Consider the following 24,347-nt stretch of genomic DNA (forward strand, 5'->3'; position numbering starts at 1 on the left):
AAACCACCTTCGACCTCGCCACCGCAGCAACCGGGGGCGCCGGTGGCGGCCTCACCCTCGAGGCCCGCCTCACAGCCCTCACCAATCGGCTCCGTGGCCTACCCACCACAATCACCAAAACAACCTCGATCACCGAAGCCCGTGCCGGTGCGGGTGCGGCGGGAACAGCCGTGCCGGAGGAAGCCGCTGCCGCGCTCGGGACCACGGCGACTAAATCCGGCGCCGTGCTCGGGTCCGCCGCGGCCGCCGAGTGGGCGAAGAACCTGGACACGGGCATCGCCCGCGTCCAGGAATTCCTGACCACCGTAGGTAAAACCATCGAGGACTACAACAACCCCGCCCCGGCCACCGCAAGCATCCCCACGGGAACAACACCACCAGGGGTTGCCTCTGCCGGTACTGGTGGGCCTGGTCCGGTCACCCGCTGGCTCAACGAACACAACCCCAACCCCACACCCGACCCAACCCCCGCACCAGGGACACCGTCCAATGGCCGCTGGACCGACGACATCGACAACCGGGCCAGGAACACCCCCGCCCCCGAACCCAACCCCAACTCCATCGACAGGGCCCGCCTGAACCAACGCTTCAACCCTGCCCCGCCCGACACGGCCGACACCCCGCACACCCACCCGGAACCACCCGGCGGGTCACACACCCACCCGGAACCGTCAGCCAAACCCGCGGCACCACACGAAGCGGCAGAACACGCCCCACACACAGCCCCTCCCACAAAGCCGCCCGGACCGTCCGGCACCTACGACCAACGCCTCGGCGACCCCACCCTCCCCGGCCGCCACCCCGACCTCCAACCCACCATCGGCGACACCGACGGCGGCCCCGGCACCTGGCAAGAACCAGCTGGACGAAGCCCTAATGGAGTGCCGGACCAGATGTTCGCAACCGGGGTCACAGCCACCGGGCCCGAAGGCAACGCGTTGGAATATGTCACGGACTACATCACCGCCACCGGTGAAAAGAAATCAATCGCCTTCGACGGACACCTCTGGCGAGGACGCCCACCCATCCAGATCTTCCAAGAAATCAAAGGCAACTATGATCTCGTATACCGAGGCCTCTTCGAGGGGTTTCATGGCAAAGCCGCAGTTCAGAAGGCGATCAATAAATGGGCTGATCAGACATTGATCAAGCAGATCGAAGCTTTGGAAGGTCGAGCCCCAGGGAGTCGACTGGAGTGGATCTTCACGCACAACCGCGAACTTAGCGAAATGATGGAGGACGCAGTCGATGCCTACCTCGAATCGCACCCCGACTGTACTGTCTCCATCGACGTCAAATTCATTCCCCTGGAGCGGTGATGATAAATTCCCCTATTACGATCGGATCTTTCAATGATTGCCTCGGAACTGTTTGACCCCGCGCTGCGGGCAATAAGCCTTCGATTGATATTGGGGGGCCGAGACGCTAGCCCAGAGCAAATAGCTGTCAGGGTCATGTCTACAGTGGAACTCCTGGAGACTATGGACTCTCGCCCCATCGAATGGGCGCACGCCAATGCGTCGCGCCAGCGAACACACGACGACACGCTGCCTCGAAGTCTTCAGGATCTCTCACTCAGCGTAGAGGATGGGGCTCGCGTGGACGACGCAGGCAGGTTCCACCCAAGTTTCGGCTACTTCGTTTCTTTGTTCGGATTTTTAGCAGAATCCAAGCGAGAAGTATTTCCCTTTCACATTTCCGTCACCGACGGATGCCCTGGCCCCCATTCCGGCGACTCGTTCAAACTGGGCTTCGATGAAGCTGATGTGGCCGGGTGTTCGGCGATCGTCGACGGATTCTGCGCGCTCATTGACATCTGGGAACCCGTCCGCGGCGCGGTCTCTGGGCTCGCGCTGGCAAAGCTGCACCGCAATGACCCGATCCTTTACCCACCAATCGGTGTACTCACCTACTTCGCCAACAGCAGCGGCTATAACCTCCCTGAAAGCCCGCTCGTAGACCTGCGGGTGCTGCAGCACGGCACAGTCGCAGTGCTCAAGGAATGGACCCTTGAGGCCAGCCTGGAGTATAAGAAGTCATTCGCCGCAGTAAACGAGGGTATACCAAATCGGCGCCTAAGGAACTGACGAGCCACGGGAAGCGACACCATCTTGCACTTTGAACACGTGGGCTTCTACCTGGACACACCGATGTGCCGCCTGAAGAATATGTCCGTCACCGCAGCATTACTGGTGGAGAATCGTGGTTATGGGTGGATCAATGTTTGCGCCGGGATCTGGCAGGCCGGAACAGCTCGTTCAGCATCGACAACGACGCGCTGCCGCCGACGAGTTTGGAGAATACGCCGCAAGCCTTGGGACGGGCACTGCTCAACCTTCGACCATCTCGGGTCCTAACAACGCCAAGCGGGGCAGGCAAGTCGTTACAAGCTGGGCATCAGTTCCTACTACGTCGTCCACGGGCTCCTCAGTAGAGGGTCTCTTCACTCTCAAACCCAGTACATCCGAACCAATGACTACAACCAATTTGATAGACGCCTTGGCTGCAGAGATGGCCAACTTCGGCTTCCGTCATCTGGCCGCCGTCACTTGGTTCGACCTCCTGCGCCGGCTTCAAAATCAACATGCCAGCCCGATCTCTATTCGAATAAATCGATCCCAAACCAGCGCGTGGCTCCTACGGATCCCTGAGATTTCAGGGATTACAGCAGGTTTCGAGGATCGCATCGTGATGTGGGCAGGTACCTCTGAAGCCCCGCTCCCGACGACAATTCTTACCGCGGACTTCGGGCGCGCGATCCGCTCCCTAACTAGAGACGAATCATAAATCAAGGGCTTGTATCACTTACGTTGCGTCGGTGAGGCTGCGGTTATTGGGGGAGGACGGAACAGCTGAACAGGTTGTTTGCGATCCCTCATTGCCGAGAAAGGCATCACTTTGAAAGCAATGAGACTAATGACCGCCATGACTGCGGTCCTCGTGTTCGGGACACTTGTGATGGCCCCAGCCGCAACAGCATCGCCGGAAGACCCAAGTTCCAAAGCGTCGACTGTTGGCAAATCCCATTCAAAGAAACCCGTTAGAGGCGGTCCTTTGGACCTTAGCGACAGAAAGGTAGCGGAACACGACGCCAACATTCGAAAGTCGGGAGTCAAGATTCTTTCGGCGTCAACTACAACATATGCAGCGGATGGGACGAAGGACAGCAAGTCCGACGTCACCGTGACTCCTATGCTCTACCCGTCGGGTTGCGGTTTATCTGTTTGGTTGTATCAGGATGGTCAGAGAATCGTTTCGAGCAGCCTAACTTCTTGCCCTTTCACGTTCACTACGGCCGATATGGACTCATGGACGGGATTCTATGCATGGTTCAGTTACAACAACGTGGTGAGTGAACTGACGACCTACTCAGGTCCGGCTAGCTCATTCACGAATGACCACGCCTACTGGTGCAACAACGCAAACAACACCTCATACCGCACAGAGACATACGGCGAAGTGTATCTGGGTAGTACCCGCTACACAGCTGCAGCCTACGACGAGCTGACCGATGTACCTTGCGGCACCTAAGTCAAGCTCACCCAGGCGGCATGCCTAACTGATAGAGACCTTGAGGGCAACGCCCCACCCTCAGCGTTTCAACAATTTGGATTAGTCAGCAACTGCGGATGTCCGCTTGCTCGGAGGAACGCAAGGGGCTAGCGATAGTCGATCAGCATCTTGTCATTTCGGAATTTTCCGACATATTATCGTCGAGTGCTTCCCGACGTCTTCGGCGCCCTCGCGAACCCCTCGCGGCGCACTATCCTCGACAGCCTCCTCGGCGGCCCCTTGTCGGCGGGCGAACTGACGGGTCGCTTGGCACTCAGCCGCTCATCGGCGTCGGAACATCTGACGGTCCTGAAGGACGCCGGACTGATCCGCGAGGAACGGCAAGGCCGGCACAGGATCTACCACCTGCAAGCCGCGGGCCTGCAGGAAGTCAGCGGCTGGCTGAAGCACTACGAGCAATATTGGAACCAGCGGCTCGATGCCCTGGGCGAACTATTGGATAAGGAAAACCCGTGACTGAAAACGCCATCCGCCTTGAGCGCACCTTCGCCCACTCCCCCGAAGCCGTATGGGCTGCCCTGACAACGCCGGAACTCCTCGCGAAGTGGTGGGCACCAGGCGATATCGCACCCGTAGTCGGCCACCGATTCACCATGGACATGGACCGCTGGGGCCAGCAGCAGTGCGAGGTCACCGCCGTCGAACCCGGCAAGTCAATCACGTTCGTCTTCGCAGAAGGCGTCCTGGACACCGCCATCACGTGGTCCCTGGAAGCCACGGAAAACGGCACCATCCTGCACTTCGAACACGCCGGCTTCAACCTGGACACCCCTATGGGCCGCACGGCTATCGAAGGCATGGGCAACGGCTGGCCCGGCCTGATCACACGTATCGACCACGTTCTGGTCAGCGTCGACTAGAGGCGACTACCCGGCGAGCGCCGTGCAAGGATGAAGTGATGGACACTTCTTCCGAGCTCCTGGCAATCGCAATCGGCAAGGTCATCGGCGGAGGCCGGGGTGTTCCCTACGAAGCGGTTTCGCTGTGCCAGGTCAATGGCCGCGTTGAGCAGTACTCCATCGCCGTGAGTCCGGCCGCCTTCACGTGGTCGGCCACCAGAATGCCCGACGGCGGCACGGACAGTTTCGATCCCAACACCCTGACGATCCGGGCTGCTGATGGTCACGACAGGGTCCTGACGTTGGACCGTGTGCCACGCTTGTTCCCTGAGTCCGTTCAGTTGGCGTTCCCGCTCTCGCTGCCGATCTGGGGACGGCATATGGATCAGTATCATCCCGTAGCGGCCGAGGATCGTGGCACCTACACCACGCTGCTGCTCCGGCACCGCGAAGATCCGACCATCTTCGGCTCCTTCACGTTCGAAACCAGGAGCGGGGTCGGGACCAGCCTGGTTCTGCCAACGTATGCCCTCAAGCTGGAGCGTGAGCCGGAACCCGAACCGGGTGAGCACGACTTCGGCTTTGTGGCTGGCCACAAGCCATAGACCACGACTGATTTGGGGGAATCATGAAGCTGGATGTTGCATCGTTGTTGGCCGGACCACGGGGGCGGCGCCTGTGTCTTGAACTCGCGATGGAGGCTGACGACGAAGTCCGCATTGCAGTCTTCGACTTGGGCTACGACCGCGATCCCGGTGCGGGTAAGTCCCGTGTCATGATGTCGTCGTTCGCTCCGTCGGGCGAGGTTCCGCCTCCAATGCCCAAGCCGACGGTTGCAGAACTGGCCGACCGGATGTCCCGGCTGGATCTGCACCGCATCAATGACGCCCTCATACAGAAGGCCCTGCGTCGGGCAGTCGACACAGCACGGTATTGGCAGCAGCCGGACGGTGAGGATGTCTTGGCTGCCGACGAACGCCTGGCCGATGCGCTTGAACATGTCGCCAGAGGTGTCCTCGCCACCCGTGCAGCCAACGACTGGGGCGATCAGTTCAGCGCACAACAATGGGCAGTCGACTGGAGATCGGCCGCTGACCCCACACCACTGTCACGGAACCCGAGCCAGACGCTCTCCGAGTGGACGGAGCACACGCTTGACGTGGAATTCCGCAGCGCCTGGCAACTTCCGGCGGACCTCAGGGCCCAAGTAAGCGGCGAATGGTGGTCCATCCCCTACCGCCTCATTCAAACCATGAGTCGGATACCTGAGGGACTCGACCTCATCGAAGACTCACTGGGATGGGAAGAAGCAACCGTCATTCCCGTCTCGGGATCCGGCCGGATTCTCGAAGTCGAGGCCGCCGAGGATTGGGTCACGCTCTGCCGGGACTTCCCGTCCCAGGTCACGGCCTCGCGTCGCCATGACTGGTATCGCACCACCGGCCGCGACGGGCACTGGGTGATCCCGGACTGGGAGCAGGTAGCCACACGCTGGGACGCCGTACATCTGACGGTGAACGGCTACCTCCACTTGGCAGGACGGGCACTGGAGGTGGACCCCGCCCAGGGCACAGCCAGCGTCATCGCGGGCTGGAATCCAGACACAACGCTGTGGCTCACGGACAGGCTCAGGGAAACCGAAGAACCCCGCCAACACTGGCGCCGGGAGAACAACTGGGACGAATGGACGCTGGTCAGAAGCTTCTAACCAACAACTCGTCCATCAACTGGCCGAGCCAGCGGCGGGTGAATGTGTTTGTCCGTCGCGTTGAACAACGCAGCCGGTGCACCACCGGCAGCCGCCCGTATCTTCTGACCGGTGTCGTGTAGTTGCGGGACCATTTTGCGCGTGAAGTTGCCAGCCGGCAGGGAAGTGTTCCACACGGCGTCGTAAACGGTACGGAGCTGGGTCACCGTGAACGACTCCGGCAGGAGCCGTGCCGCAATCAGCGTGTACTCCATTTTGCCGCTGAGCCGGTCCAGCCCGTCGCGCATGATGGCTGCGTGGTCGAAGGCGAGATCACCCTTGAGTGTCTCGTGAACCGGGGACCACTCAGCACCCGCCGCATCAGACCCGGCTGAGAGCGGAGGCAGGGTCAGACCGTCGGTGGCAAGCAGTACCAGATGGGCTATCGACACGATCCGCATGCGGGGATCCCTGTCAGGCGAGCTGTAGGTCGCGAGCTGTTCCACGTGCGCCTCCGGTGAAGGCAACGTCATGCCTGTTTCCTCGGCGAGCTCTCGCCACGCAGCATGCAGGGCGTCCTCATCAGGGTGAAGGAAGCCGCCGGGCAATGCGAGGGCGCCCTTGAATGGGTGTTCACCTCGCCGAACCAACGCAACGTGCAGAACACCCTGCGCGACCGCCAACACAACCAGGTCCACGGTGACAGCGGTAGCGGGATAGTCCTCGGGCCGGTATGACGCCAAAAATTTCTTTTCGCTGTTCAAGCGGTGGCTCCTGTCAGGACGGTTCGTTTGGCCCACGGCGGTGAACTGAATGTGGACCGTTGCTCCAGTATGAGGTCGATGATGGTGGTGGCCGTAACCATCCTGCGTTCGTGACTGCCGGTCACCAGCACCCAGGAGTGTCCCGCTGCGGTCAGTGCCTCCTTGAACCACTCGGTCATGTCTGCCCGGATGTGCTCACCGTCGCGGATACCGTCGTCCTCGAAGTCGACACCTTCGTGATCAGTCAGTAGATAGACCTCACGCCCAAGGAGGTTCGCGGCAGCCTCCGCAGCGCCGAAGCTGTCCGGCCCCACGTATCGGCGCTCCCACAGTACGGTCGCCAGCGAGTCGGTATCGGCGATGACCAACGGGCACTGGGATGCCGCGGCGTTCTCCAACTCGTTCTGTCGCTTCGCAATGAGGTCGAAATCCTCGGTGGTCCACACCAGGTCCTCAACGCCCGCGCCGGGATTTAGGCTTCGGAGCTCGTCGAGCTTTTCGTAGGTCCGCAGGCGCCCGTACTCGGGGACATCCCCAATCGTTGGGTACTGGCCTCGGTAGTGATCCATGAGCGCCCGCGTCAAGGTAGTGGTTCCGGTGGACTCTGCCCCGACCACGATGATTCGCGTAGCCAAACCCTGCCGGGCAGGTTCAATGATGTGCGGCCAGGCCGCGTTGAGGTCATCCCTGCAGAGAGTGCCACTGACTTGAAACTCGCTCCGGTCAGGGTCCACCAGGACGTGCTGCGCATTGAAGGCATCCGCCAGTTGGTACCCGTACATCTCCGAAGTGAAAACGGCATCAACCTTCGCAACCCCAGCGTTCTGCAAAGCTGAGCGCATTACTTCAACGTGGGCCTTCCAGATCTCGTCCGAGCCGTAATCCACGGGGCAATCATCAACCTGGACGAGGATTCGCACATTCGCGTGAGTTTCGAATTCGGCGGAAAGCCAGTGAGCTCGGTCAGCCATGCTTATTGACTCGAAGCGAGTGCCCAGGACGATGACATAAACGTTGTCCGACTCAGCTGCTGCCGCCTCGATCAGGTGCCGATGCCCGGCGTGTGGAGGGTAGAACTTTCCGATGACAAGTCCGTTGCCGTAGCGGCTCATACCAGCGCTCCTTCGCTCGTGGCGACGTCAACGCCCTGCAGCCGGCGTGCACGGTTCCAGTCCACCAGGCCGTAAATGCAGAGCGCCAGGAAGCCGATGTAGAGGATGCCGGTGAGCGCCAGCCCCTTCGCGAAGTACAGCGGTATCGAGACGATGTCCACGATGATCCAGACGTACCACTGCTGCATGATCTTCTTGGCCTGCCCGTAAGTGGCCACCAGCGATGCGGCAAGGATGAACGCGTCGGGCCACGGAACAGTGGAATTGGTTTCGACGGCGAGCATCCATCCCACCAGCGCCGTCGCGACCGCCGTGATGCCTACTCCCCAGGCGATTTCGGCACGGTTTGCATCGCGGATGGGCAGGTCGTCTTTCGCTGCGGCGCTCCGGTTTCCGCGGATCCAGTTGAACCAGCCATAAGCGCCAACGACGCCGAAGATAACCTGCAGCGCCGTATCGCCGTAGAGACCAGCTCCCAGGAACAAGATCATGAACGCGATGTTGTTCACGATGCCAACCGGCCAGCTCCACAGTTTCTGCCGGGCAACCCCATAGACGCAAGCTGCGCCGGTGACGAATCCGATGACTTCGATCCAGCTCACGGGGCTGCCGAGAAGGTTGGAAACAGCCGGGGAGTTCATCCAGTCGAGCAGGGCATCCATGGCCCCTCCAATCGTTATTATCAAGTTGATAATAATGAGAGTACACCATGCTTGCCCGAAGCGGGGAGGTCACGCGATATCCGGTCCATGTGATGTGCGCGACAGAGTAAACCCGGCAATTCCGGAACCGGGATCACAACCAAGATCGTTGGAAACTACGTAGGACACCCTGACGATTCACCCGCTCAACTTCCGGAGGCAGCCACCCCAGCCACTCGCCGTCGTACTCCCCCCACACAGCCATGAACCAACGCCAGGCGACCCAACCCGGTAGGTTTATGGCAATAGTTTTTGACCCTCGCTGAGTTACACGCCCCTCACGAAAGCAGGATCACATGACCGTCTCTCCCCTCATTTGGGGCATCACGATCGTCCTTATTTTGGCGCTTCTCGCCTTCGACTACTTCTTCCACATTCGCAAAGCCCACGTTCCATCGCTGAAGGAAGCAGCAATATGGTCGTCCATTTATGTGGGCCTGGCCGTTGTCTTCGGCATTCTGGTTTTGGTCTTCGGCGGAGCCCAAATGGGGTCCGAATACTTCGCCGGATACATCACGGAGAAGGCCCTGTCCGTCGACAACCTCTTCGTCTTCCTGATCATCATGGCCAGCTTCCGGGTGCCGCGTGAGGACCAGCAGAAGGTGCTGCTGTTCGGCATCGTCTTCTCGCTGATCGCCCGGACCGGCTTCATCTTCCTGGGCGCCGCGCTGATCAACTCGTTCGCGTGGGTGTTCTACCTGTTCGGCCTGATCCTCCTGCTGACCGCCGGCAACCTCCTCAAGCCCGGCGACCACGGTGACGATCAAGCGAACAACTTCATCATCCGGCTCGCCAAAAGGCTCTTCCACACCACCGATAAGTACGACGGCGACAAGCTCTTCACGGTGGTCAACGGCAAGCGTGCGCTAACCCCTATGCTCCTGGTGATGGTGGCGATCGGCGGCACGGACATCCTGTTCGCGCTCGACTCCATTCCGGCAATCTTCGGCCTGACGCAGAACGTGTTCATCGTGTTCACCGCCACGGCGTTCTCGCTCATGGGCCTGCGGCAGCTGTACTTCCTGATTGACGGCCTGCTGGACCGGCTCATCTACCTGTCCTACGGCCTTGCCGCGATCCTCGCGTTCATCGGCGTCAAGCTGATCCTGCACGCGCTTCACGAGAACAACCTGCCGTTCATCAATGGCGGCGAGCACGTCAACGTTCTTGAGATCTCCACGGGTCTCTCGCTCAGCGTGATCTGCGGAACCCTGGTGGTCACCGTGCTCCTGTCGCTGCTCAGCCCGGCCGGCAAGGCCCAGACCGCGATCAACAACGCGCGTCGCCACGCCGTCGACTACCTCGACCTCGACTACACCGCCGACGCCGCCGAACGCGAGCGCATCTACCGGGCACTGACCGCGGAGGAAGCACAGATTGTGCAGATGCCGTTGAAGTACCGGAACAAGGCCAAGGACGTGGAGACGATCCGCGAGCAAGTGAAGGAAGCGCACCGGCAGCATGAGGAGTTCCTGAAGCGGTAAGGCCCTGCTGGGAAAGCAGCGCTGCCCCGGCATTCTCTGGGGCAGCGCTGCTTTGCCATCCATTCCCGTGGGCCTCACAAACCGTGCACGTACTTCGCGTGGAAGGAGCGTATGCGTAACGATGTCGGGAGTGCTTGGGTCCTGATCACCCAAGACACCATTCTGAAGGCAACCGTGGCCACCGAGCCTGCGCTTCCCGTGTGGGAAGGAAGCAGTCTTCGGCGGACGCTCCATGTTGCCTACACGGTGGGTGAGCAGCAGTTGCAAGGCGTCGCAGGAGTTAACGCCGGGTGTGGCACCTTGCCAGGAGTCGGCTTTCCTGTGGCTTTGAACGTCTCAACGTCCGATCCACTCGACATCTGGGTGGACGGAGCTGACGACTCGAATCACCCGGATCCCGTTGTCTTTGGCGCACTCCTCCCGTTCGCCGCTTTGGCCTGCTTGTTGTGTTTTTGGGGCGATCTCACGGACTTTGGCCGGACTCGAAAGCTGCTTGCCTCAGGCGCTCAGTGGAGGACTGTCCAGGCCACGGTCACTGGAAAGGCTGGCAACCGAAGCGCCCTTGCGGTCCACCTGGAGGCTGAAGATGTCAACGGCTGGCCACGATCCTTCAGCATCGTGTACCGCTTCTTCAACCCCATCGGACCTGTGCGCAAAGGCGACACCGTGGAGTTGACACTGCTGGCCGATGGACGCTTGCAGGCACTCCTTTGGCGACCGGATCAACAGCGTATCCGGCTCATCCACGTCGCCCAACCGCCGGTGAGACACTATCTGGCAGAGCAGCAGACGTAGATCGCAAGGCAGGGAACCCATGGAAGCCCGTTTCGATGGCTCGCTGCGCATTAGACGACTCCTATCGTCTAAGAAGCAGCCAAGCATCTAAACGGCGGCCTTGGGTTGTCGACTGGTGCTTCACGCTACCTCTAACGACAGCCCATCCGGGTTTGAGTTCCGCTCGTCTGAAGTGCGATACATGAGCCCTCTACGCTCGCTGTCCCGGACGAAACCGAGGCGCTGCAAGACCTCCACCTGCGATTCAGCCGTGGTGCACACCAAGGCCGCCGAGGCGGCGCCCGTGTCTGGAACCAGGCTGCGCAGGGTGCTTTCAAGTTCGTCGGCGGGGAGCTTCGGATCGTGGATCAAGGCGTAGAGCATCCAAACCTCCCTGGCCCCCTTCCATTTTTTCCATACGCGAAGACTTGGGAGGACGCCTCGTGTTCGGTGGAACCTGCGCGATGGCAGGATGGCTATGATCAAAGCCAGGACCACCGCTTCGAATGCCACAGACGCCCAAAGCCGTTGTGGTACCGGGAGAGCCGTGTTCAAGAGAATCGCGAGTGCGGGGCCCACTGCGACAGCAATCGTGAACCTTACCCTGAACATCCTTCGGAAGTCGCTGGCCGTACCGGCAATGACCGTGACCGGACCGCGGCGGAGAACCAGACCAGCGAGCGAGGCGACCCACACCACGTAAGCCATGGATCCAACGGTGCTTGTCCGCTCCCTGGGCGTGCGGTCACCGAGTGATGCGTAGACCTTCGCGGCTTTCCTCGCCTGACCCGGACCAACCTTGACCCATATATCCTCTCTTGATGCCACGACCGTGCCCGTCCTTGCCAGTACTTCGAAGTTGTTAGTGTGCCGAGGCTGCGACAAGCCCACTGAAGCTTACATCCAGGGGCTAAGTGCGGCTCGCGCGTGCGCGTGCCTTGATCGCTGAGATCACTCCGGTCTTGGCCTCGGCGTACGCATTCATGTCTGCCCACGAACGACTCAGCAGGGCACGCTTGGTCTCTTCATAGAGAGCCCGATCACCCGGGTCGGTGCGAAGGCGGTTGCGGAAAAGGAGGTAGTCATCAACTGCAGGATCACCGTCCTCAAGAACATGTACGTGCACGTCCTTTGACGGTGTTCGCACCATACGATGCCCCGGTTCCCGGACGCGGAGCTCATAGCCGGCGGCCACGAGTGCGTCGAGGTACTCTGCCTCGGCTGTGATTTCACGGACCGTGACGAGAATGTCGATGACGGGCTTAGCGGCCAAGCCGGGGACAGACGTAGAACCAATGTGCTCTACCTCGATGGCCTGCTTCCCGAGGGCGGCCTTGATACGGCGTTCGTGGTCAACGTATTTGGCGGGCCATTGGTCGTCGTACATCTTCAATTCAAGGTGTCGCTTTTCAACCCCGCCTATGAGCTCGACTTCAACCACGTCGGGCCGTCGGGGCTTGGCGTTTTCCATCACGTGAATATCTTGCCACCCTCACTTAGCTGGCAGACCAGGCACCTGGATGGCTCGTACGCGGCGCGGAAAGCTCCGATTCGACGACTTGCTGCGAGTTAGATGTCGCCTGCCACCTAACGCGCAGCCACGCGTCTAACTGGCGGCTTCATCCTGGACTGGAAAAGGGATACTCAACCTTCGTCGTCCTGTGCAGCACGCTCACGAATCGCTTTCCGTTCATCCCAGAAGCGGGAACCACCCAAGGTCCCGGCGATCAACCCCGCCACTACGCCGACACCCAGCACCAGAGGGCTGGGGGTGTTCCCGCTCATGAGCCAAGCAGTGGCCCAGGCGACGGGTGCAGCAATCACAATTGCGGCTGCAGTAACCAGGAAAACAAACATCGGCTTCTTCAAAGAGCAGTCCTTCTCCAGTGACATCCGTGGAATGGGCCCCCGTGTGGGCCTACAGATGCGCTGACGCGTTTAGTTGGCTGATAAGCATCGGCCTGCACAAGAGTACAACCGCCGGAGCCACGGCAAGGAACCGGCGAGGAATAGACCCGCTATCCGTTGACTCCACGCCGGACTAGGCTGACCCTCGTGACTGGCGCAACTGAAACCCGCATAGAGCGTGGACGCGGCCCGCTCTGGCTGCTGCATCTCACAGCGGGCATCATCGTACTGGCCTGTTTCGTCTACGGGGTCCGCATCTTTGAGTCCCTTCCCGACGTGGTTGCAACCCACTGGGGGCCAGGAGGACGCCCTGATGCCTGGTCCCCGAAGACCTTCGGCTCGGTTTTCTTTTCTCTCCTGACGGCCGCCGGAGTTGTCGTGCTTCTGGCGATCATCGCAGCGGCGGTGCCGAAGATGGTACTTCCGGATAAGGAACCGAGCCCTAGGGAGCTCTATCACCGGGAAGGTTTGATCCGCGGCACCATTGCGGCCCTCGGCGGCACCTCGTTCCTGATAGCCATCGTGTTCGCATTCTTTGCCTTGGCAGGATGGTCTGATCCGGATCATGTTTCTTCGTGGCCCGCCCTTTTACTCATTGCACTGGTCCTCGGCGTGATCCCGGTTTCATACACCATGGCCTCACGCTGGGCGCGCCGGACCGCACTGGCTCAGGGGATTCGCCCCACAGCGGCCGAAGAGGAACAAGACAAGCTCTGGGTCGCGGGCATCCTCTACAACAATCCTGACGACCCGCACATCCTTGTCCCCAAACGACCCGGCACAGGCATCGGCCTGACGGTGAATGTGGGCAATCGCAAAGGACGTGCGGTCATGGTCATCTTCCTGATCGTCTTGGTGATCGGCCCACTGGTACTCGGAACCATCGCTTCGCTGTAAGAAAACCCCACAATTCCGAGCGGCCCTCCCACATGTCTGCGTCGAGGCATCCATTTCGGTGGCTCCCTGTGCATTAGACGATTCCTACCGTCGAACACGCAGCCAAGCGTCTAGATGGAGCGAGCGCGGAGACCGCCGATTCGATGGCTTGCTGCCCATTCGATGGTTCGCACGGCACTGTGGGCAGCTACGCATCGAAATGGCGGCGGAATGGGCCCGAGAGAAGCACACAAAAAAGAGGAGAACGCCTCTCCTCACTTTCAATCTATACGGCACAGGGGGCCTTGCCGCAAGGCCCAGGGGTTCCTGCACAATTGAGAGCCGAATCCGGACCAAGGAGCTCCCATGCCACTCGCAACCAGTGCCTTCAACCTGCCCGAGCACCTATCCCCCAAAGACAACCCAGCCCTCGTGGCCAAAGACGAACAGCACTTCGCAGCCATCGCCGCCAGCCTGGAACAAACCATTGCCGACCTCGAAGAGCAACTGGAAACCATCAAGAGAGCCCCCAGCCGCCTTGGCCAGGAAGCCGTGGAAAAGGACGTCGAAACCCGCCGGCTCACGGGCAGGCTCAAGGCCCTGAAATCGTACGGCCTGGACCTGTGCCTGGGCCGCGTCACCACAACAGAGAACGCCGAACTCCTCTACATCGGCCGCCTCGGCCTCACGGACAGCGACGGCCAACGCCTCCTCATCGACTGGCGCTCCCTCGCCGCCGAGCCCTTCTTCGGTGCCACCCACGCCAACCCCATGGGCTTGGCCGGCCGTCGCCGCTACCGGTGGACCCGCGGCCGGATCACGGACTATTGGGACGAATCCTTTGGCCAAGAACAAACAGGGAGCACGGCAGCGCTTGAAGACCTCTCCGCCTTCATCGCCAGCCTCGGTTCCAGCCGCTCGGCCAAAATGCGGGATGTGCTCGGCACCATCCAGGCGGACCAGGACGCCATCATCCGGGCTTCGTCCCGTGGTGCGTTGGTGGTCGACGGCGGTCCGGGTACCGGTAAGACTGTGGTCGCCTTGCACCGTGCCGCCTACCTGCTCTACTCCGATCCCCGGCTGGGGCATCGCCGCGGCGGAGTCCTGTTCATCGGACCGCACCGCCCCTACCTGAACTACGTGGCGGACGTCCTTCCGAGCTTGGGCGAAGAGGGCGTGCAGACGTGCACCATCCGGGATCTGGTTCCCGAAGGAGCCGCCGCGGCGCCCGAGCCGGCTGCCGCCGTCGTACGCCTCAAGTCAAAAACGGACATGGTCAAGGCCGTCGAAAAGGCAATCCGGTTGTACGAGCAACCGCCCACGGAAGGCATGGAAGTGGAGACGCCATGGGCGGACGTGTGGCTCAGCGAGGACGACTGGGCCGAGGCCTTCAACGCCAAGCCCCGGCACCCCGCACAACGAGGCCCGCGGGGAGGTCTGGGACGAGCTGATGATCATCCTGCTGGACAAGTTCGATACCGACGAAATCCCCGAGGACCTCCTAAAAAGAGCCTTCTCGCAGAACGCAGAACTGACGCAAACGTTCACCAAGGCCTGGCCTCTTCTGGACTACGCGGAGTTGGTCGCTGATCTCTGGAGCGTCCCGGCCTTCGCAAAACGTTGCGCTCCATGGCTCACTGAACAACAAGTCAAGGCGCTGCAACGAACCAACCCCACAGCCTGGACCATCCCCGACCTCCCGCTCCTCGACGCAGCCCGGCAGCGCCTCGGAGACCCTGAGACCGCGAAGAACAGGCGACGCCAACAGGCAGAAGCAGCTGCGGAGAAGGAACTGATGGACCGTGTGGTGGAGGACCTCATCGCCGCCGACGACTCCGAGCTCATGGTCATGTCCATGCTCCGCGGCGAGGACATGCTGGAGAAACTCGTCGAGGATGTACCCGTCGCTGACCCCGATGTGTTGGCTGGTCCGTTCGCGCACATCGTGGTGGACGAGGCACAGGAACTTACGGATGCGGAGTGGCACATGCTCCTGCAGCGCTGCCCGTTGCGGAGCTTCACGGTGGTTGGCGACCGCGCCCAAGCCCGCCACGGCTTCCGCGAATCCTGGGAGGAGCGGCTGGAACGCGTGGGGCTGGGGACCACCCACCAGACCAGCCTGACCATCAACTACCGCACTCCCCAGGAAGTCATGGCCGCTGCTGAGCCCGTGATCCGCGCCGCACTCCCCGACGCCAACGTGCCCACATCCATCCGCAGCGGCCCGCCGGTGCGGCACGGCCAAGTGGATGACCTGGAGAAGCTTCTTACCGATTGGCTCGCAGCTAACGCCGATGGCGTCGCTTGCGTCATAGCAACGCACGACGCCGGATGGGGCTCGCTCCCAGCGTCGCCACGCGTCCGTGTCCTGTCACCGGAACTGGTGAAGGGGCTGGAGTTCGATCTTGTGGTCCTCGTGAAACCGGACGGATTCGGTGATGGCATCGAGGGTGCCGTGGACCGCTATGTGGCAATGACGAGGGCAACCCAGCAGCTGGTCATTCTGAGGTGACGCGCCCCACGGAGTCCAGCTGCCGGCGTCGTGTATTCAGCTGGCTTTCTCCGCTGCCGATTTGAGGTCGGCCGCGAACTGCTCAAAGCTCGCGTCGAAGGACGGGATCTTGCTGGCGAACAGCGGGAAGATGGGGCCGCCAATGCGTTCGTTCATCTCGAAGCGCGTGCCGCCGTTCGTTTCCGTGAGCGTGTACACGCGGGTGCCCAGGGCGTCACCCCAAGAGAGGCGCCGGGCGGGTTCAAACTCCTTGACTTTGAGCTTGAAGGTCCGGCTCGAATCCAGCGTTGAGACGAGCCGGATGGTGGAGCCGGGTGTGATCTCGCCCTCCAGCGAAACCACCGTGGAGTTCCACTTAGCGTAGTCACTTGCTGTGGTCAGCAAGCTCCAAACCTTGGCCGGGGTCGCATTGATGGTGGCGGATACCTGGGTGCTGCGGCTGAACGTCTTGCTGACAGTGGCGGCCTTGATGGCGGAGTCGTTGGACATATTCCAGATGCTACATTCAGGCATTCCCCAGCGCTTCCCCTGCGGGCACCCATTTTTTGAACTGTGCCGTCATGAACCACGGGGGCTCGCCACTGAGTTGAAAAGACTCACGCACAAAAGAGGGATGACTCATGACTGGAACACAGGAAACCCGGGCTGCCGTCGAACCGGGCATCGGCTGGGTTGTGGCTACGGACTGGACCGGGCTCAGGGGACGGAACGTGGAAGTCTACGATCACGGCGAGTTCGTTGATCGCGGAAAGGTTGAATCAGTAACACCCAGCGGCAAGATCCTCTGGCTCGCCTTCCAAGGGAACATTCCGCGGCGCATTATCGAGAAACTGCCCGAGGTGAGCATCCGGATCATCTCGGACTAGGTCGCCGGTTTCCGCCACATCACTGACAGCACAATCACAACGGCGCTCAACGCCAGCATCACCAGGACCATCAAGCCCCAGTTGGCTTGGTTCACACCGGGTCCGTAGAACACACCAATCAGCACAGTGGCCGTGATGGCGCCCAAGTACCGGCAGGTCTGGAGGATCCCGGCTGCGACGCCGCGGTCCTCCGGCCGCGCCGATACGTACAGGCCTTGGTTGGAGGCCGTACTCACCGCACCGTAGGGCACACCCATGACGGCGGTGAGGACCAGCACCAGCGGTGGCCACAGGGACAGGGTCAGCAGGCCAAGCGCCGCGGACGCAACCGTGAGCACCAGCACCCCGGTGATCAGCACGCCCCGGACGCCGAACCGCTCAATCAGCCGGACGGTCAGCGGCGTCACCAAAACGGACATCGACGCAAGGGGAAGCATGAGCAGGCCGACCAGTCCGGCGTCGTAATTCCCTGCTTCCTGGAGCAACTGCGGAAGGCCGAAGAACGCAAAATAGTAGACCCCGCTGAAGACCACGAACACCAGGTAGATGAAGAGAAGCGGACGGTTCCGGCCCAGCAGGCGGAGGTCCAGGAACGGAGGATTGAAGCGGAGCTCACGCCAGGCGAAGAGCGCGCCGATTACCACGGCGGCGCCCAGGAGGTACCAGCGGAAGTCGGGCATCACGTTCAGCAGTGCCATCATGGCAAGCATCAGGGAGACCACGAACGCGAGGATGCCGGGGATGTCCGAATCGCGAATGAGCTTGCCCAGGGAACCGGTCTCCCGGTCGGCGTCGGCGGGCGCGGTCCGCTGCACCACCAGCAACGCGATCAGCGCCAGCGGCACGTTGATGACGAACAACGCCTGCCAATCGAACAGGCTCACCAGCAGGCCACCCACCACGGGCCCCACGGCGGCAGCGGAAGTGTTGGCCATCTGGATCCGCCCGAGTGGCCGGGTGGTTGGCACGTTGGCCAGCCGGCTGAGGTCGGTGACCATGACAACGGCGGACGGATACGCCGTGGCTGTGCCCACCGCCATCAGGGCCCGGGCAACGCAGACCAACGCGAAGTTCGGCAGGAAGGGCGCGATGGCGCACGTCACCGCCACGATGGCCATGCCGAAAGTGAACAAACGGCGTGGACCAAAGCGATCAGCGAACCGGCCCATGAGCGGCTGGCCGGCGGCGGACGCGAGGTAGAAGGCCGTAATCACCCAGGTGACCGTGGCGACGTCGAGCGCGAAATCCTCCCGCAACACCACCAGGGCCACCGCGATCATCGACGAATTCAGCGGATTCAGCGCGGTACCGATGCTGAGCGCGGCGATCGCCAGGCCTGGTCGGGAGTTTCTGTTGGTCACCTACCCCAGTCTGGTACATGGTTGCTTCGGGTCACGAAACGGGCCCACAGGACGGGACGCCCCAACTCTTAACCTTCAGGCCATTTCAAGTACGGCAGTCTCGTAATTCCGATTCAGATACCGCTGGTTTCGTAATTCCGTCACCCAACACCATGACGGAAGGCACCACCATGCACGCTCGTGCAGGCATCATCACAACCTCACTACTGGGCCTCGTCGCCCTCACCGGCGCGCTTGCCGGATGCTCCGGCGACGCCACTGCGGCCGGCAACCAGGACAAGACCAAGCTCGTCTTCGCCACGCCCCCGGGCACCGACGACCCCAATGAGCAGGCCATCTTCACCGACCTCGCCAACATGGTGGGCGAAGCATCCGGACGCACCGTCACCAACCAGCAGCCCGCCGATTACCTGGGCGTGGTGGAGGCGGTCCGCAACGGCTCGGTGGACGTCGCAGTCCTCAGCCAGTTCTCCGCAGCCCTCGCGTACAAGACCGGCAGCGTGGACCCGCTCCTCGTATGGGGTGCCAGCACGGAGCCTGCCAGCTTCTGCCTGGCCCGCAAGGACAGTGGCATCACCTCGGCCGCCGACGTCAAGGGCCACCAGGTTGCCTTCGTCGATCCCGGCTCCACCACGGGCTACTTCATGCCCAAGTCGCTGTTCGCCAAGGCCGGACTCGTGGACGGCACCGATTACAAGAGCACATTCGCCGGCTCCCACGACTCCGCGGTCCTGGCCATGGCCAACGGCAACGTGGACGTCGCCTGCACCGCCCGCCAGCTTTACCCCACGTTCGTGCAGAAGGGCGTCATCAAGGAGGACCAGGTGACCATCATTGCCAAGTCCGGTCCCATTCCCGTCGGCGTTTCCATCGTGGTCCGCAAGGACCTGGACAACGAGGCCCGCGAAGCGCTGAAGGCCAAGCTCCCCGCCCTTATGGCAGGCAACGCGCAGATCACCAAGACCCTGGGCCTCAGCGGCGAACCCACGGCGGATCCGGAATTCAGCACCTACGCCCCGCTGGTTGACGTGGCCGAATCCATTGGCGTCGACCTCGAGGACCTCCGTTGAGCCTCCTGTCACCCGTGGAACGCACAACGCCTGGGGAACGCACGACGGCGGCGCCCGCCTCACGTACTGAACCCACCGTCCGCGCGCGTCGCCTCAGGGTGCAATACGGAGAGCAGGTGGCATTGGGCGGTGTTGACCTGGACGTCTACCCCGGCGAAGTCGTGGCCCTGCTGGGCCACTCGGGCTCCGGCAAGTCGACGCTCATGAAGACCCTGACCGGCATCGCTCCTTTCACGGCCGACACCTTGGAGGTCGCGGGCAGGTCCGTGGCCGGACAATCGGCGAGCGGGCTGCGGGAGCTGCGTTCCGACGTCGGGTATGTCTTCCAGCACTTCAACCTGGTGCCGCGCCTGACCGCGCTGACCAATGTCTTGACCGGTGGCCTGCACTCGGCCGGCGCCATTAATCTGCTCGGGACCTTCAACCGGGAACAGCGATCACGGGCCCTGGAACTCCTGGACCGGGTTGGTCTGGCGCACAAAGCCAAGCAGCCGTGCCGTAACCTCAGCGGCGGCGAGCAGCAGCGCGTGGCTATCGCCCGGGCGCTCATGCAGCAGCCCCGGCTGATCCTCGCCGACGAACCAGTCGCATCGCTGGACCCCCGGCTCGCCGGAACCATCCTTGGCCTGCTCCGCGACATCGCCCGCGAAGAACAGATCCCCGTGATCGTGAGCCTGCATGTTGTGGGCCTCGCCCGCCGGTACGCCGACCGCGTGCTGGGACTTCATTCCGGCGAGCTCGTGTTCGCAGGACCCGCCACCACACTCACCGAAAAGGAGGTGCAGCAGATCTATGGAACAGACACTGAGCTCCTCGAAAACTGAAGCGCCGGTTCCCCCTTCCTTGGCAGAAGCCGACCGGATCCGGCTCTCCCGCCCCTTCGGCCTGCCCACCCCGCGTGGCGCCGCACTGTGGGTGCTTGTCGCCGTCGTCCTGGTGTGGGCCGGACTCGGCGCCGGCTTCAACCCGGACAAGCTCATCACCGGAATCCCCAACATGGGCAACTTCCTGGGCCGGCTCTTCCCGCCGACGTTCGACAAATTCGGCATCATCATCAAGCTCCTCGTGGAGACGCTGCAGATGGCGTTGGTGGGTACGGTGCTCGGCGCGCTCTTCTCCCTGTTGCTCAGTTTTGGTGCTGCCAGCAACGTTGCCCCGCGCTGGGTGTACACGTCCTGCCGGGCCGTGTTGAACGTGTTGCGTTCCATCCCCGAACTCATCTTCGCCCTCATGTTCGTCTCGGCCGTGGGCCTGGGACCGTTCGCAGGCATCCTGGCCATTGTGCTCGGTTCGGTGGGCTCCATCGGCAAGGTCTATGCCGAAGCCATGGAATCTGTGCAACCCGGGCCCGTGGAGGCACTCACAGCCGTGGGCGCGAGCAAGCGGCAGATCATCACCTATGCAGTCCTCCCCCAAGCTGCTCCCCTGTTGGTCAGCTACACGCTGTTACTGTTCGAAGGAAACGTCCGGGGCGCCACCATCCTGGGCTTGGTGGGGGCAGGCGGCATCGGTTTGGAACTCACCACGGCCATGCGCATGTACGACTACGGGCACCTCTGCGCCATCATCATCAGCATCATTGTGCTGGTCACCATCATCGACCGGGTCAGCGCCTTCATCCGCGCCAAACTCAGCTAGGAACAGCTCTCTTGGAAACTCTTGATCTTGCTCCCGTGAACCTGCGCGACCTTGGCGGGCTGCCGGTTTCCGGCGGAACCACCCGTCCCGGCGTGCTCCTGCGCAGCGATGACGTGTCCGTGATGCCGGCCGCGTTCGCCCAGCAAATGATCGACGACGGCGTCACCTCCGTCATCGACCTCCGTTCGGCCGAGGAGGCGCTCCTGACCGGCCGCGGTCCGCTGACCGTTCCCGGCGTGAACTACCACCACCTTGCGCTGACCTCGTCGGTTTCCGGCCCCGAGGACATCGACCGCGAACTCATGTCCGCCTCCACCACGCCTGCACAGGTAGGAACTTGGTATGCCGGGCTCCTGGAATCGCAGGCCCGCCAGCTCGCTCTTGGGGTGACGCTCGTGGCCATGTCCGACGGTGCCACTGTCTTCCACTGTGCGGCAGGCAAGGACCGTACGGGAGTGTTCGCCGCCGTCGTGCTTTCTGCCCTGGGTGCTGCACCGGAGACCATCTCCGCCGACTATGCCGTCACTGCAACCCGTTTGCCGCAATTGTTCCCCCGCCTGCGGGCCATCATGGGTGGCCTCATGCCGGACCGCGTCCTGGACGAGGCAGCAGTGCAGGGCATGGGCGCGATGATGGGCGCCCACGCTGAATCGATGGAAGCCATGCAGGAAGTGCTGGTGGCGCGGCACGGAAGTGTTCTGGAACCGATCCGGCGGGCCGGTCTGTCCGATTCCACCATCGCACTGCTTCGCGAGCGACTGGTTGTTGTCGATGCCTGATTCCGTTGCTGTCGAGGACCGCCGTCCGGGCCGTCCGCGGGATACCGCGCTGGAGACCTCGGTGCTGTCTGCCACCGTGGAACTTCTGCTGGAACGGGACACCCGGGACGTCACCATCTCCGCCATCACCGAGAGATCCAGCGTGAGCAGGGCAGCCCTGTACCGGCGGTGGAGCAGCCGCGAGGAACTGCTTGCCGCGGCACTGGACAGCGTCCGCTCACACGTTGAGTTGAAGCGAGGGGCCACCACCTTGGAGACGATTCTCCGCTCCTACGAGGACGCTTCCGCCGACGCGGACGGACGAGTGGGTGCGCTCGTGAAGAAGCGTGTGGCCATGGGATTGGAAAACGACCAGCTCCGGGCACTGTCCTGGAACCAACACGTTTCCCGACGCCGCGAACCTGTGGCTGCGGAAATCCGCCGCGGCATCGAATCGGGAGAGCTTGCGGCGGACCTGGACATCGAAGCCATGATCGACCTCATCAACGGCGTGTACTACTACCAGATGGTGGTTCGAGGGCCGGATTCCTCTCCGGAGGCTACGCAGGAGCGTGTTCGGAACGCCGTGAAGCTCGTATGGGAGGGCGCGCTGCGGCGGGACTGAATTCCTACTCCTCGAAGTGCGTCGTGACCTTGCCTGACGAGACTGCGGCGATGATCGACTGCGCCAAATGACGCAGTTTGATGTTCCGGTTGCTTGAGGCCGTCCGGAGGATGGTGAACGCCTCCTCCTGGCTGCAGTGGTTCTGGGCCATGATCGCTCCGACCGCCAGGTCGATGATGGTGCGGGACTGCATGGCCGCCGCGAGATCGTTGCGGGCATCGCTGAGCTGAGCGATTTTGAGGGCCAGGCGCAGCGATTTGGAGGCGTGCGAGGCGAAGACGTCGGCGCGCTCAACGTCGGCGTCGTTGAAAGCATGTGCTCGCTCGGAGTAAAGATTGAGCGCTGCCCTGGTGTCCCCTTCAACCACAAGAGGAACGCTGAGGACGGACCGCAGGCCTTGTCCGGCCGCGGCCTCCACATACTCCGGCCAGCGATGTTCGCGGATCAGATCCGGAACCAAAACAGAGCCCATGCTGTCCATCGCAGTCAGGCAGGGACCCTCGTAAGTGTTTTGGAGTTCATCGAGGACCCGGGCTCGTTCATCACTGCTGGCGGCGGTGGCGGCGCGCTTCTTGCGCAAGACGGTGATGCCGCAAAAAACGGGAGCATCGGAGAGCGAGAGACTTTCGGACGAGAAGGCGGCCAAGTCCGTCAGAAACGCCTCGACATCTTCGCTACCCAGGACAAGATCCAGAAAGTAACCATTCTGGAGAGCTTCCTGCTCGGGGCGGGGGTTGACCATGTGACGTGTTCCTACTGACTGAAAAGCGTCCCTGGCCTACAGCAAAGGAGCGGAGATTGCCGCCCTCTGCAAAACGGTCTGAAGATACCTTATCGTCCAACGATCACCGGTACAAAGTGCGCCACGGCAAGCGCTGACCTGCGGTTTTGTGAAGGGATCAAACGGCGTTCTGTCAACTCCTTACGGCTGTCGCATCCACCGATAACTAAGTATGCTTACCATTGTAGTTCCGGTCCGCCGCACAGACCATCGATCGAAAAGGAGTCATCGCATGGGCATCGAAGACAGCATCCACAAGGCAGCAGAGAACGCAATGGAGGACCTGGCGGGCACGTCCGATCCAGTGGACAAGGGCCAGGTCCCCGACCCCAACGAGAAGGCCGACGACATCCAGGTGCACTCGTCCATCAGCGAGGGATCCAACGCCATGGACTCAGAGGTACCCGGCGAACAGGACGATGACCGCTCGTTCGCCGTGGACGGACACGGTGAAGCGCACGAAGAACACACCCACCACGACGCGGGCGTGACCGACAGCGACATCAACCAGGACCGCGAAGGCGACCAGGACATCCCCACGGCTTCGGGGGAAGTCCCCGGACCGGCAGGCCTGCCGGAGGGTGATCCGGACGAACTCCGGGCAGACCCCTCAGAGGGTGGCGAGGATCCTTCGAGTTCGATGGGCCGGGGCTAAGGCTAGTGGGCGTGCCTTCCTGACCCACTTCCCCAAACGAACGGCCACTTTGCAACCTGCTGCAGTTGCGAAGTGGCCGTTCCTCCGTCAAAGAAGGTCGGGAGGTCACACCCGCCGGGCGGTCTGGTCGGGCAGGCAGCAGGACGGCGAAATGTCGCAGATCATGAACATTTCGGCAAAAAGCTCAAAAGTTCATGATCTGCTACATCTGCGCTTGCTGTTGACCTTCCCTCCCCCCGGACCCTCTCTCACCAAACACCCCCTTCCCCCGGACGCTCGTTACCTTTTTCGTAGCCTGTTTCCTGGTGCAGGATATGGGTGTGCTGGCCTGCCGGCTCCGGCATGATTTTGACGCTCTGTCGC

General features: G+C 62.0%; 27 protein-coding genes and 1 pseudogene. 19 read left to right on the forward strand and 9 right to left on the reverse strand.

Annotated elements, in window-relative coordinates:
- The 7 genes and pseudogenes from ACIPV6_RS23105 to ACIPV6_RS23135 form a co-directional block, all read left to right on the forward strand.
- A pseudogene (locus tag ACIPV6_RS23105) lies at positions 1-1,319 on the forward strand (hypothetical protein); the annotation flags it as partial.
- Positions 1,320-1,598: 279 nt separating this feature from the next.
- The gene (locus tag ACIPV6_RS23110; RefSeq protein WP_400273132.1) at positions 1,599-2,087 is read left to right on the forward strand and encodes a hypothetical protein; all 489 of its coding nucleotides are present in this window, start codon (positions 1,599-1,601) and stop codon (positions 2,085-2,087) included.
- 385 nt (positions 2,088-2,472) lie between these two features.
- A complete protein-coding gene (locus ACIPV6_RS23115; protein WP_400273133.1) occupies positions 2,473-2,787 on the forward strand; it encodes a hypothetical protein in 315 nt (104 codons plus the stop codon).
- Positions 2,788-3,717: 930 nt separating this feature from the next.
- The gene (locus tag ACIPV6_RS23120; protein WP_400273134.1) at positions 3,718-4,029 is read left to right on the forward strand and encodes an ArsR/SmtB family transcription factor; all 312 of its coding nucleotides are present in this window, start codon (positions 3,718-3,720) and stop codon (positions 4,027-4,029) included.
- A complete protein-coding gene (locus ACIPV6_RS23125; RefSeq protein ID WP_400273135.1) occupies positions 4,026-4,433 on the forward strand; it encodes an SRPBCC domain-containing protein in 408 nt (135 codons plus the stop codon). Before ACIPV6_RS23120 ends, ACIPV6_RS23125 begins: the two co-directional genes overlap by 4 nt.
- A gap of 38 nt (positions 4,434-4,471) precedes the next feature.
- The gene (locus ACIPV6_RS23130; RefSeq protein WP_400273136.1) at positions 4,472-5,017 is read left to right on the forward strand and encodes a hypothetical protein; all 546 of its coding nucleotides are present in this window, start codon (positions 4,472-4,474) and stop codon (positions 5,015-5,017) included.
- A gap of 23 nt (positions 5,018-5,040) precedes the next feature.
- The gene (locus ACIPV6_RS23135) at positions 5,041-6,120 is read left to right on the forward strand and encodes a hypothetical protein (RefSeq protein ID WP_400273137.1); all 1,080 of its coding nucleotides are present in this window, start codon (positions 5,041-5,043) and stop codon (positions 6,118-6,120) included.
- On the opposite strand, the gene ACIPV6_RS23140 is transcribed toward ACIPV6_RS23135, so the two are convergent.
- Genes ACIPV6_RS23140 through pnuC form a run of 3 tightly spaced genes read right to left on the reverse strand, consistent with a single transcriptional unit; the run spans position 6,117 to position 8,637 of the window.
- Entirely contained in the window at positions 6,117-6,863 is a 747-nt protein-coding gene (locus ACIPV6_RS23140; protein WP_400273138.1) for an NUDIX hydrolase, read from the reverse strand. The two genes, ACIPV6_RS23135 and ACIPV6_RS23140, sit on opposite strands and share 4 nt — an antisense overlap.
- Positions 6,860-7,975, reverse strand: a complete 1,116-nt coding sequence (locus tag ACIPV6_RS23145; RefSeq protein WP_400273139.1) for an AAA family ATPase — start codon at positions 7,973-7,975, stop codon at positions 6,860-6,862. The genes ACIPV6_RS23140 and ACIPV6_RS23145 overlap by 4 nt, the downstream gene beginning before the upstream one ends.
- On the reverse strand, positions 7,972-8,637 hold the full coding sequence (gene pnuC, locus ACIPV6_RS23150; protein WP_400273140.1) for a nicotinamide riboside transporter PnuC: 666 nt from the start codon (positions 8,635-8,637) through the stop codon (positions 7,972-7,974). Before pnuC ends, ACIPV6_RS23145 begins: the two co-directional genes overlap by 4 nt.
- 335 nt (positions 8,638-8,972) lie before the next feature.
- Between pnuC and ACIPV6_RS23155 the strand changes: the two genes are divergently transcribed.
- Positions 8,973-10,160, forward strand: a complete 1,188-nt coding sequence (locus tag ACIPV6_RS23155) for a TerC family protein (RefSeq protein WP_400273141.1) — start codon at positions 8,973-8,975, stop codon at positions 10,158-10,160.
- Between the two features lie 111 nt (positions 10,161-10,271).
- Positions 10,272-10,955 carry a hypothetical protein gene (locus ACIPV6_RS23160; RefSeq protein WP_400273142.1) on the forward strand — a complete coding sequence of 228 codons (684 nt, stop codon included), beginning with the start codon at positions 10,272-10,274 and terminating at the stop codon, positions 10,953-10,955.
- Positions 10,956-11,075: 120 nt separating this feature from the next.
- Here ACIPV6_RS23160 and ACIPV6_RS23165 read toward each other — a convergent pair whose 3' ends face one another.
- From ACIPV6_RS23165 to ACIPV6_RS23175, 3 genes are all read right to left on the reverse strand, one after another.
- Positions 11,076-11,762, reverse strand: a complete 687-nt coding sequence (locus ACIPV6_RS23165; protein ID WP_400273143.1) for a hypothetical protein — start codon at positions 11,760-11,762, stop codon at positions 11,076-11,078.
- 82 nt (positions 11,763-11,844) lie between these two features.
- Complete coding sequence (locus tag ACIPV6_RS23170; RefSeq protein WP_400273157.1) at positions 11,845-12,405, reverse strand: GrpB family protein; 561 nt, start codon at positions 12,403-12,405, stop codon at positions 11,845-11,847.
- 173 nt (positions 12,406-12,578) lie between these two features.
- Positions 12,579-12,803, reverse strand: coding sequence for a hypothetical protein (locus ACIPV6_RS23175; RefSeq protein ID WP_400273144.1), 225 nt, complete (start codon positions 12,801-12,803; stop codon positions 12,579-12,581).
- Between the two features lie 186 nt (positions 12,804-12,989).
- Here ACIPV6_RS23175 and ACIPV6_RS23180 point away from each other — a divergent pair, with 186 nt between their 5' ends.
- The 3 genes from ACIPV6_RS23180 to ACIPV6_RS23190 all read left to right on the forward strand — a co-directional run bounded on the left by ACIPV6_RS23180 (position 12,990) and on the right by ACIPV6_RS23190 (position 16,230).
- On the forward strand, positions 12,990-13,739 hold the full coding sequence (locus ACIPV6_RS23180) for a DUF1648 domain-containing protein (protein WP_400273145.1): 750 nt from the start codon (positions 12,990-12,992) through the stop codon (positions 13,737-13,739).
- Positions 13,740-14,084: 345 nt separating this feature from the next.
- Positions 14,085-15,308, forward strand: coding sequence for a hypothetical protein (locus tag ACIPV6_RS23185; RefSeq protein ID WP_400273146.1), 1,224 nt, complete (start codon positions 14,085-14,087; stop codon positions 15,306-15,308).
- Positions 15,309-15,705: 397 nt separating this feature from the next.
- Positions 15,706-16,230, forward strand: coding sequence for a hypothetical protein (locus ACIPV6_RS23190; RefSeq protein WP_400273158.1), 525 nt, complete (start codon positions 15,706-15,708; stop codon positions 16,228-16,230).
- Between the two features lie 36 nt (positions 16,231-16,266).
- Here ACIPV6_RS23190 and ACIPV6_RS23195 read toward each other — a convergent pair whose 3' ends face one another.
- A complete protein-coding gene (locus tag ACIPV6_RS23195) occupies positions 16,267-16,719 on the reverse strand; it encodes an SRPBCC domain-containing protein (RefSeq protein WP_400273147.1) in 453 nt (150 codons plus the stop codon).
- A gap of 131 nt (positions 16,720-16,850) precedes the next feature.
- Between ACIPV6_RS23195 and ACIPV6_RS23200 the strand changes: the two genes are divergently transcribed.
- The gene (locus ACIPV6_RS23200) at positions 16,851-17,096 is read left to right on the forward strand and encodes a hypothetical protein (protein WP_400273148.1); all 246 of its coding nucleotides are present in this window, start codon (positions 16,851-16,853) and stop codon (positions 17,094-17,096) included.
- Here ACIPV6_RS23200 and ACIPV6_RS23205 read toward each other — a convergent pair.
- Complete coding sequence (locus tag ACIPV6_RS23205) at positions 17,093-18,457, reverse strand: MFS transporter (protein WP_400273149.1); 1,365 nt, start codon at positions 18,455-18,457, stop codon at positions 17,093-17,095. The genes ACIPV6_RS23200 and ACIPV6_RS23205 overlap by 4 nt on opposite strands.
- Before the next feature lie 170 nt (positions 18,458-18,627).
- Here ACIPV6_RS23205 and phnD point away from each other — a divergent pair, with 170 nt between their 5' ends.
- From phnD to ACIPV6_RS23230, 5 genes are read left to right on the forward strand one after another with little or no spacing between them, the layout of a single operon-like run.
- Positions 18,628-19,527 (forward strand): phosphate/phosphite/phosphonate ABC transporter substrate-binding protein, encoded by a 900-nt coding sequence (gene phnD / locus ACIPV6_RS23210; protein WP_400273150.1) that lies wholly within the window; start codon positions 18,628-18,630, stop codon positions 19,525-19,527.
- Positions 19,524-20,351: a phosphonate ABC transporter ATP-binding protein gene (gene phnC, locus ACIPV6_RS23215; RefSeq protein WP_400273151.1), complete on the forward strand. Its 828-nt coding sequence runs from the start codon at positions 19,524-19,526 to the stop codon at positions 20,349-20,351. The genes phnD and phnC overlap by 4 nt, the downstream gene beginning before the upstream one ends.
- Entirely contained in the window at positions 20,320-21,165 is an 846-nt protein-coding gene (phnE, locus tag ACIPV6_RS23220) for a phosphonate ABC transporter, permease protein PhnE (protein ID WP_400273152.1), read from the forward strand. Before phnC ends, phnE begins: the two co-directional genes overlap by 32 nt.
- Positions 21,166-21,176: 11 nt before the next feature.
- Positions 21,177-21,944: a tyrosine-protein phosphatase gene (locus ACIPV6_RS23225; RefSeq protein WP_400273153.1), complete on the forward strand. Its 768-nt coding sequence runs from the start codon at positions 21,177-21,179 to the stop codon at positions 21,942-21,944.
- Entirely contained in the window at positions 21,937-22,548 is a 612-nt protein-coding gene (locus ACIPV6_RS23230; protein ID WP_400273154.1) for a TetR/AcrR family transcriptional regulator, read from the forward strand. Before ACIPV6_RS23225 ends, ACIPV6_RS23230 begins: the two co-directional genes overlap by 8 nt.
- 4 nt (positions 22,549-22,552) lie before the next feature.
- Here the strand turns inward: ACIPV6_RS23230 and ACIPV6_RS23235 are convergent, their stop codons facing one another.
- Positions 22,553-23,290 carry an ANTAR domain-containing protein gene (locus ACIPV6_RS23235; protein ID WP_400273155.1) on the reverse strand — a complete coding sequence of 246 codons (738 nt, stop codon included), beginning with the start codon at positions 23,288-23,290 and terminating at the stop codon, positions 22,553-22,555.
- 271 nt (positions 23,291-23,561) lie between these two features.
- Between ACIPV6_RS23235 and ACIPV6_RS23240 the strand changes: the two genes are divergently transcribed.
- Entirely contained in the window at positions 23,562-23,984 is a 423-nt protein-coding gene (locus ACIPV6_RS23240) for a hypothetical protein (protein ID WP_400273156.1), read from the forward strand.
- Positions 23,985-24,347: the final 363 nt, after the last annotated feature.

Source organism: Paenarthrobacter sp. NPDC089988 (assembly GCF_044748465.1).
Classification (GTDB): domain Bacteria; phylum Actinomycetota; class Actinomycetes; order Actinomycetales; family Micrococcaceae; genus Arthrobacter.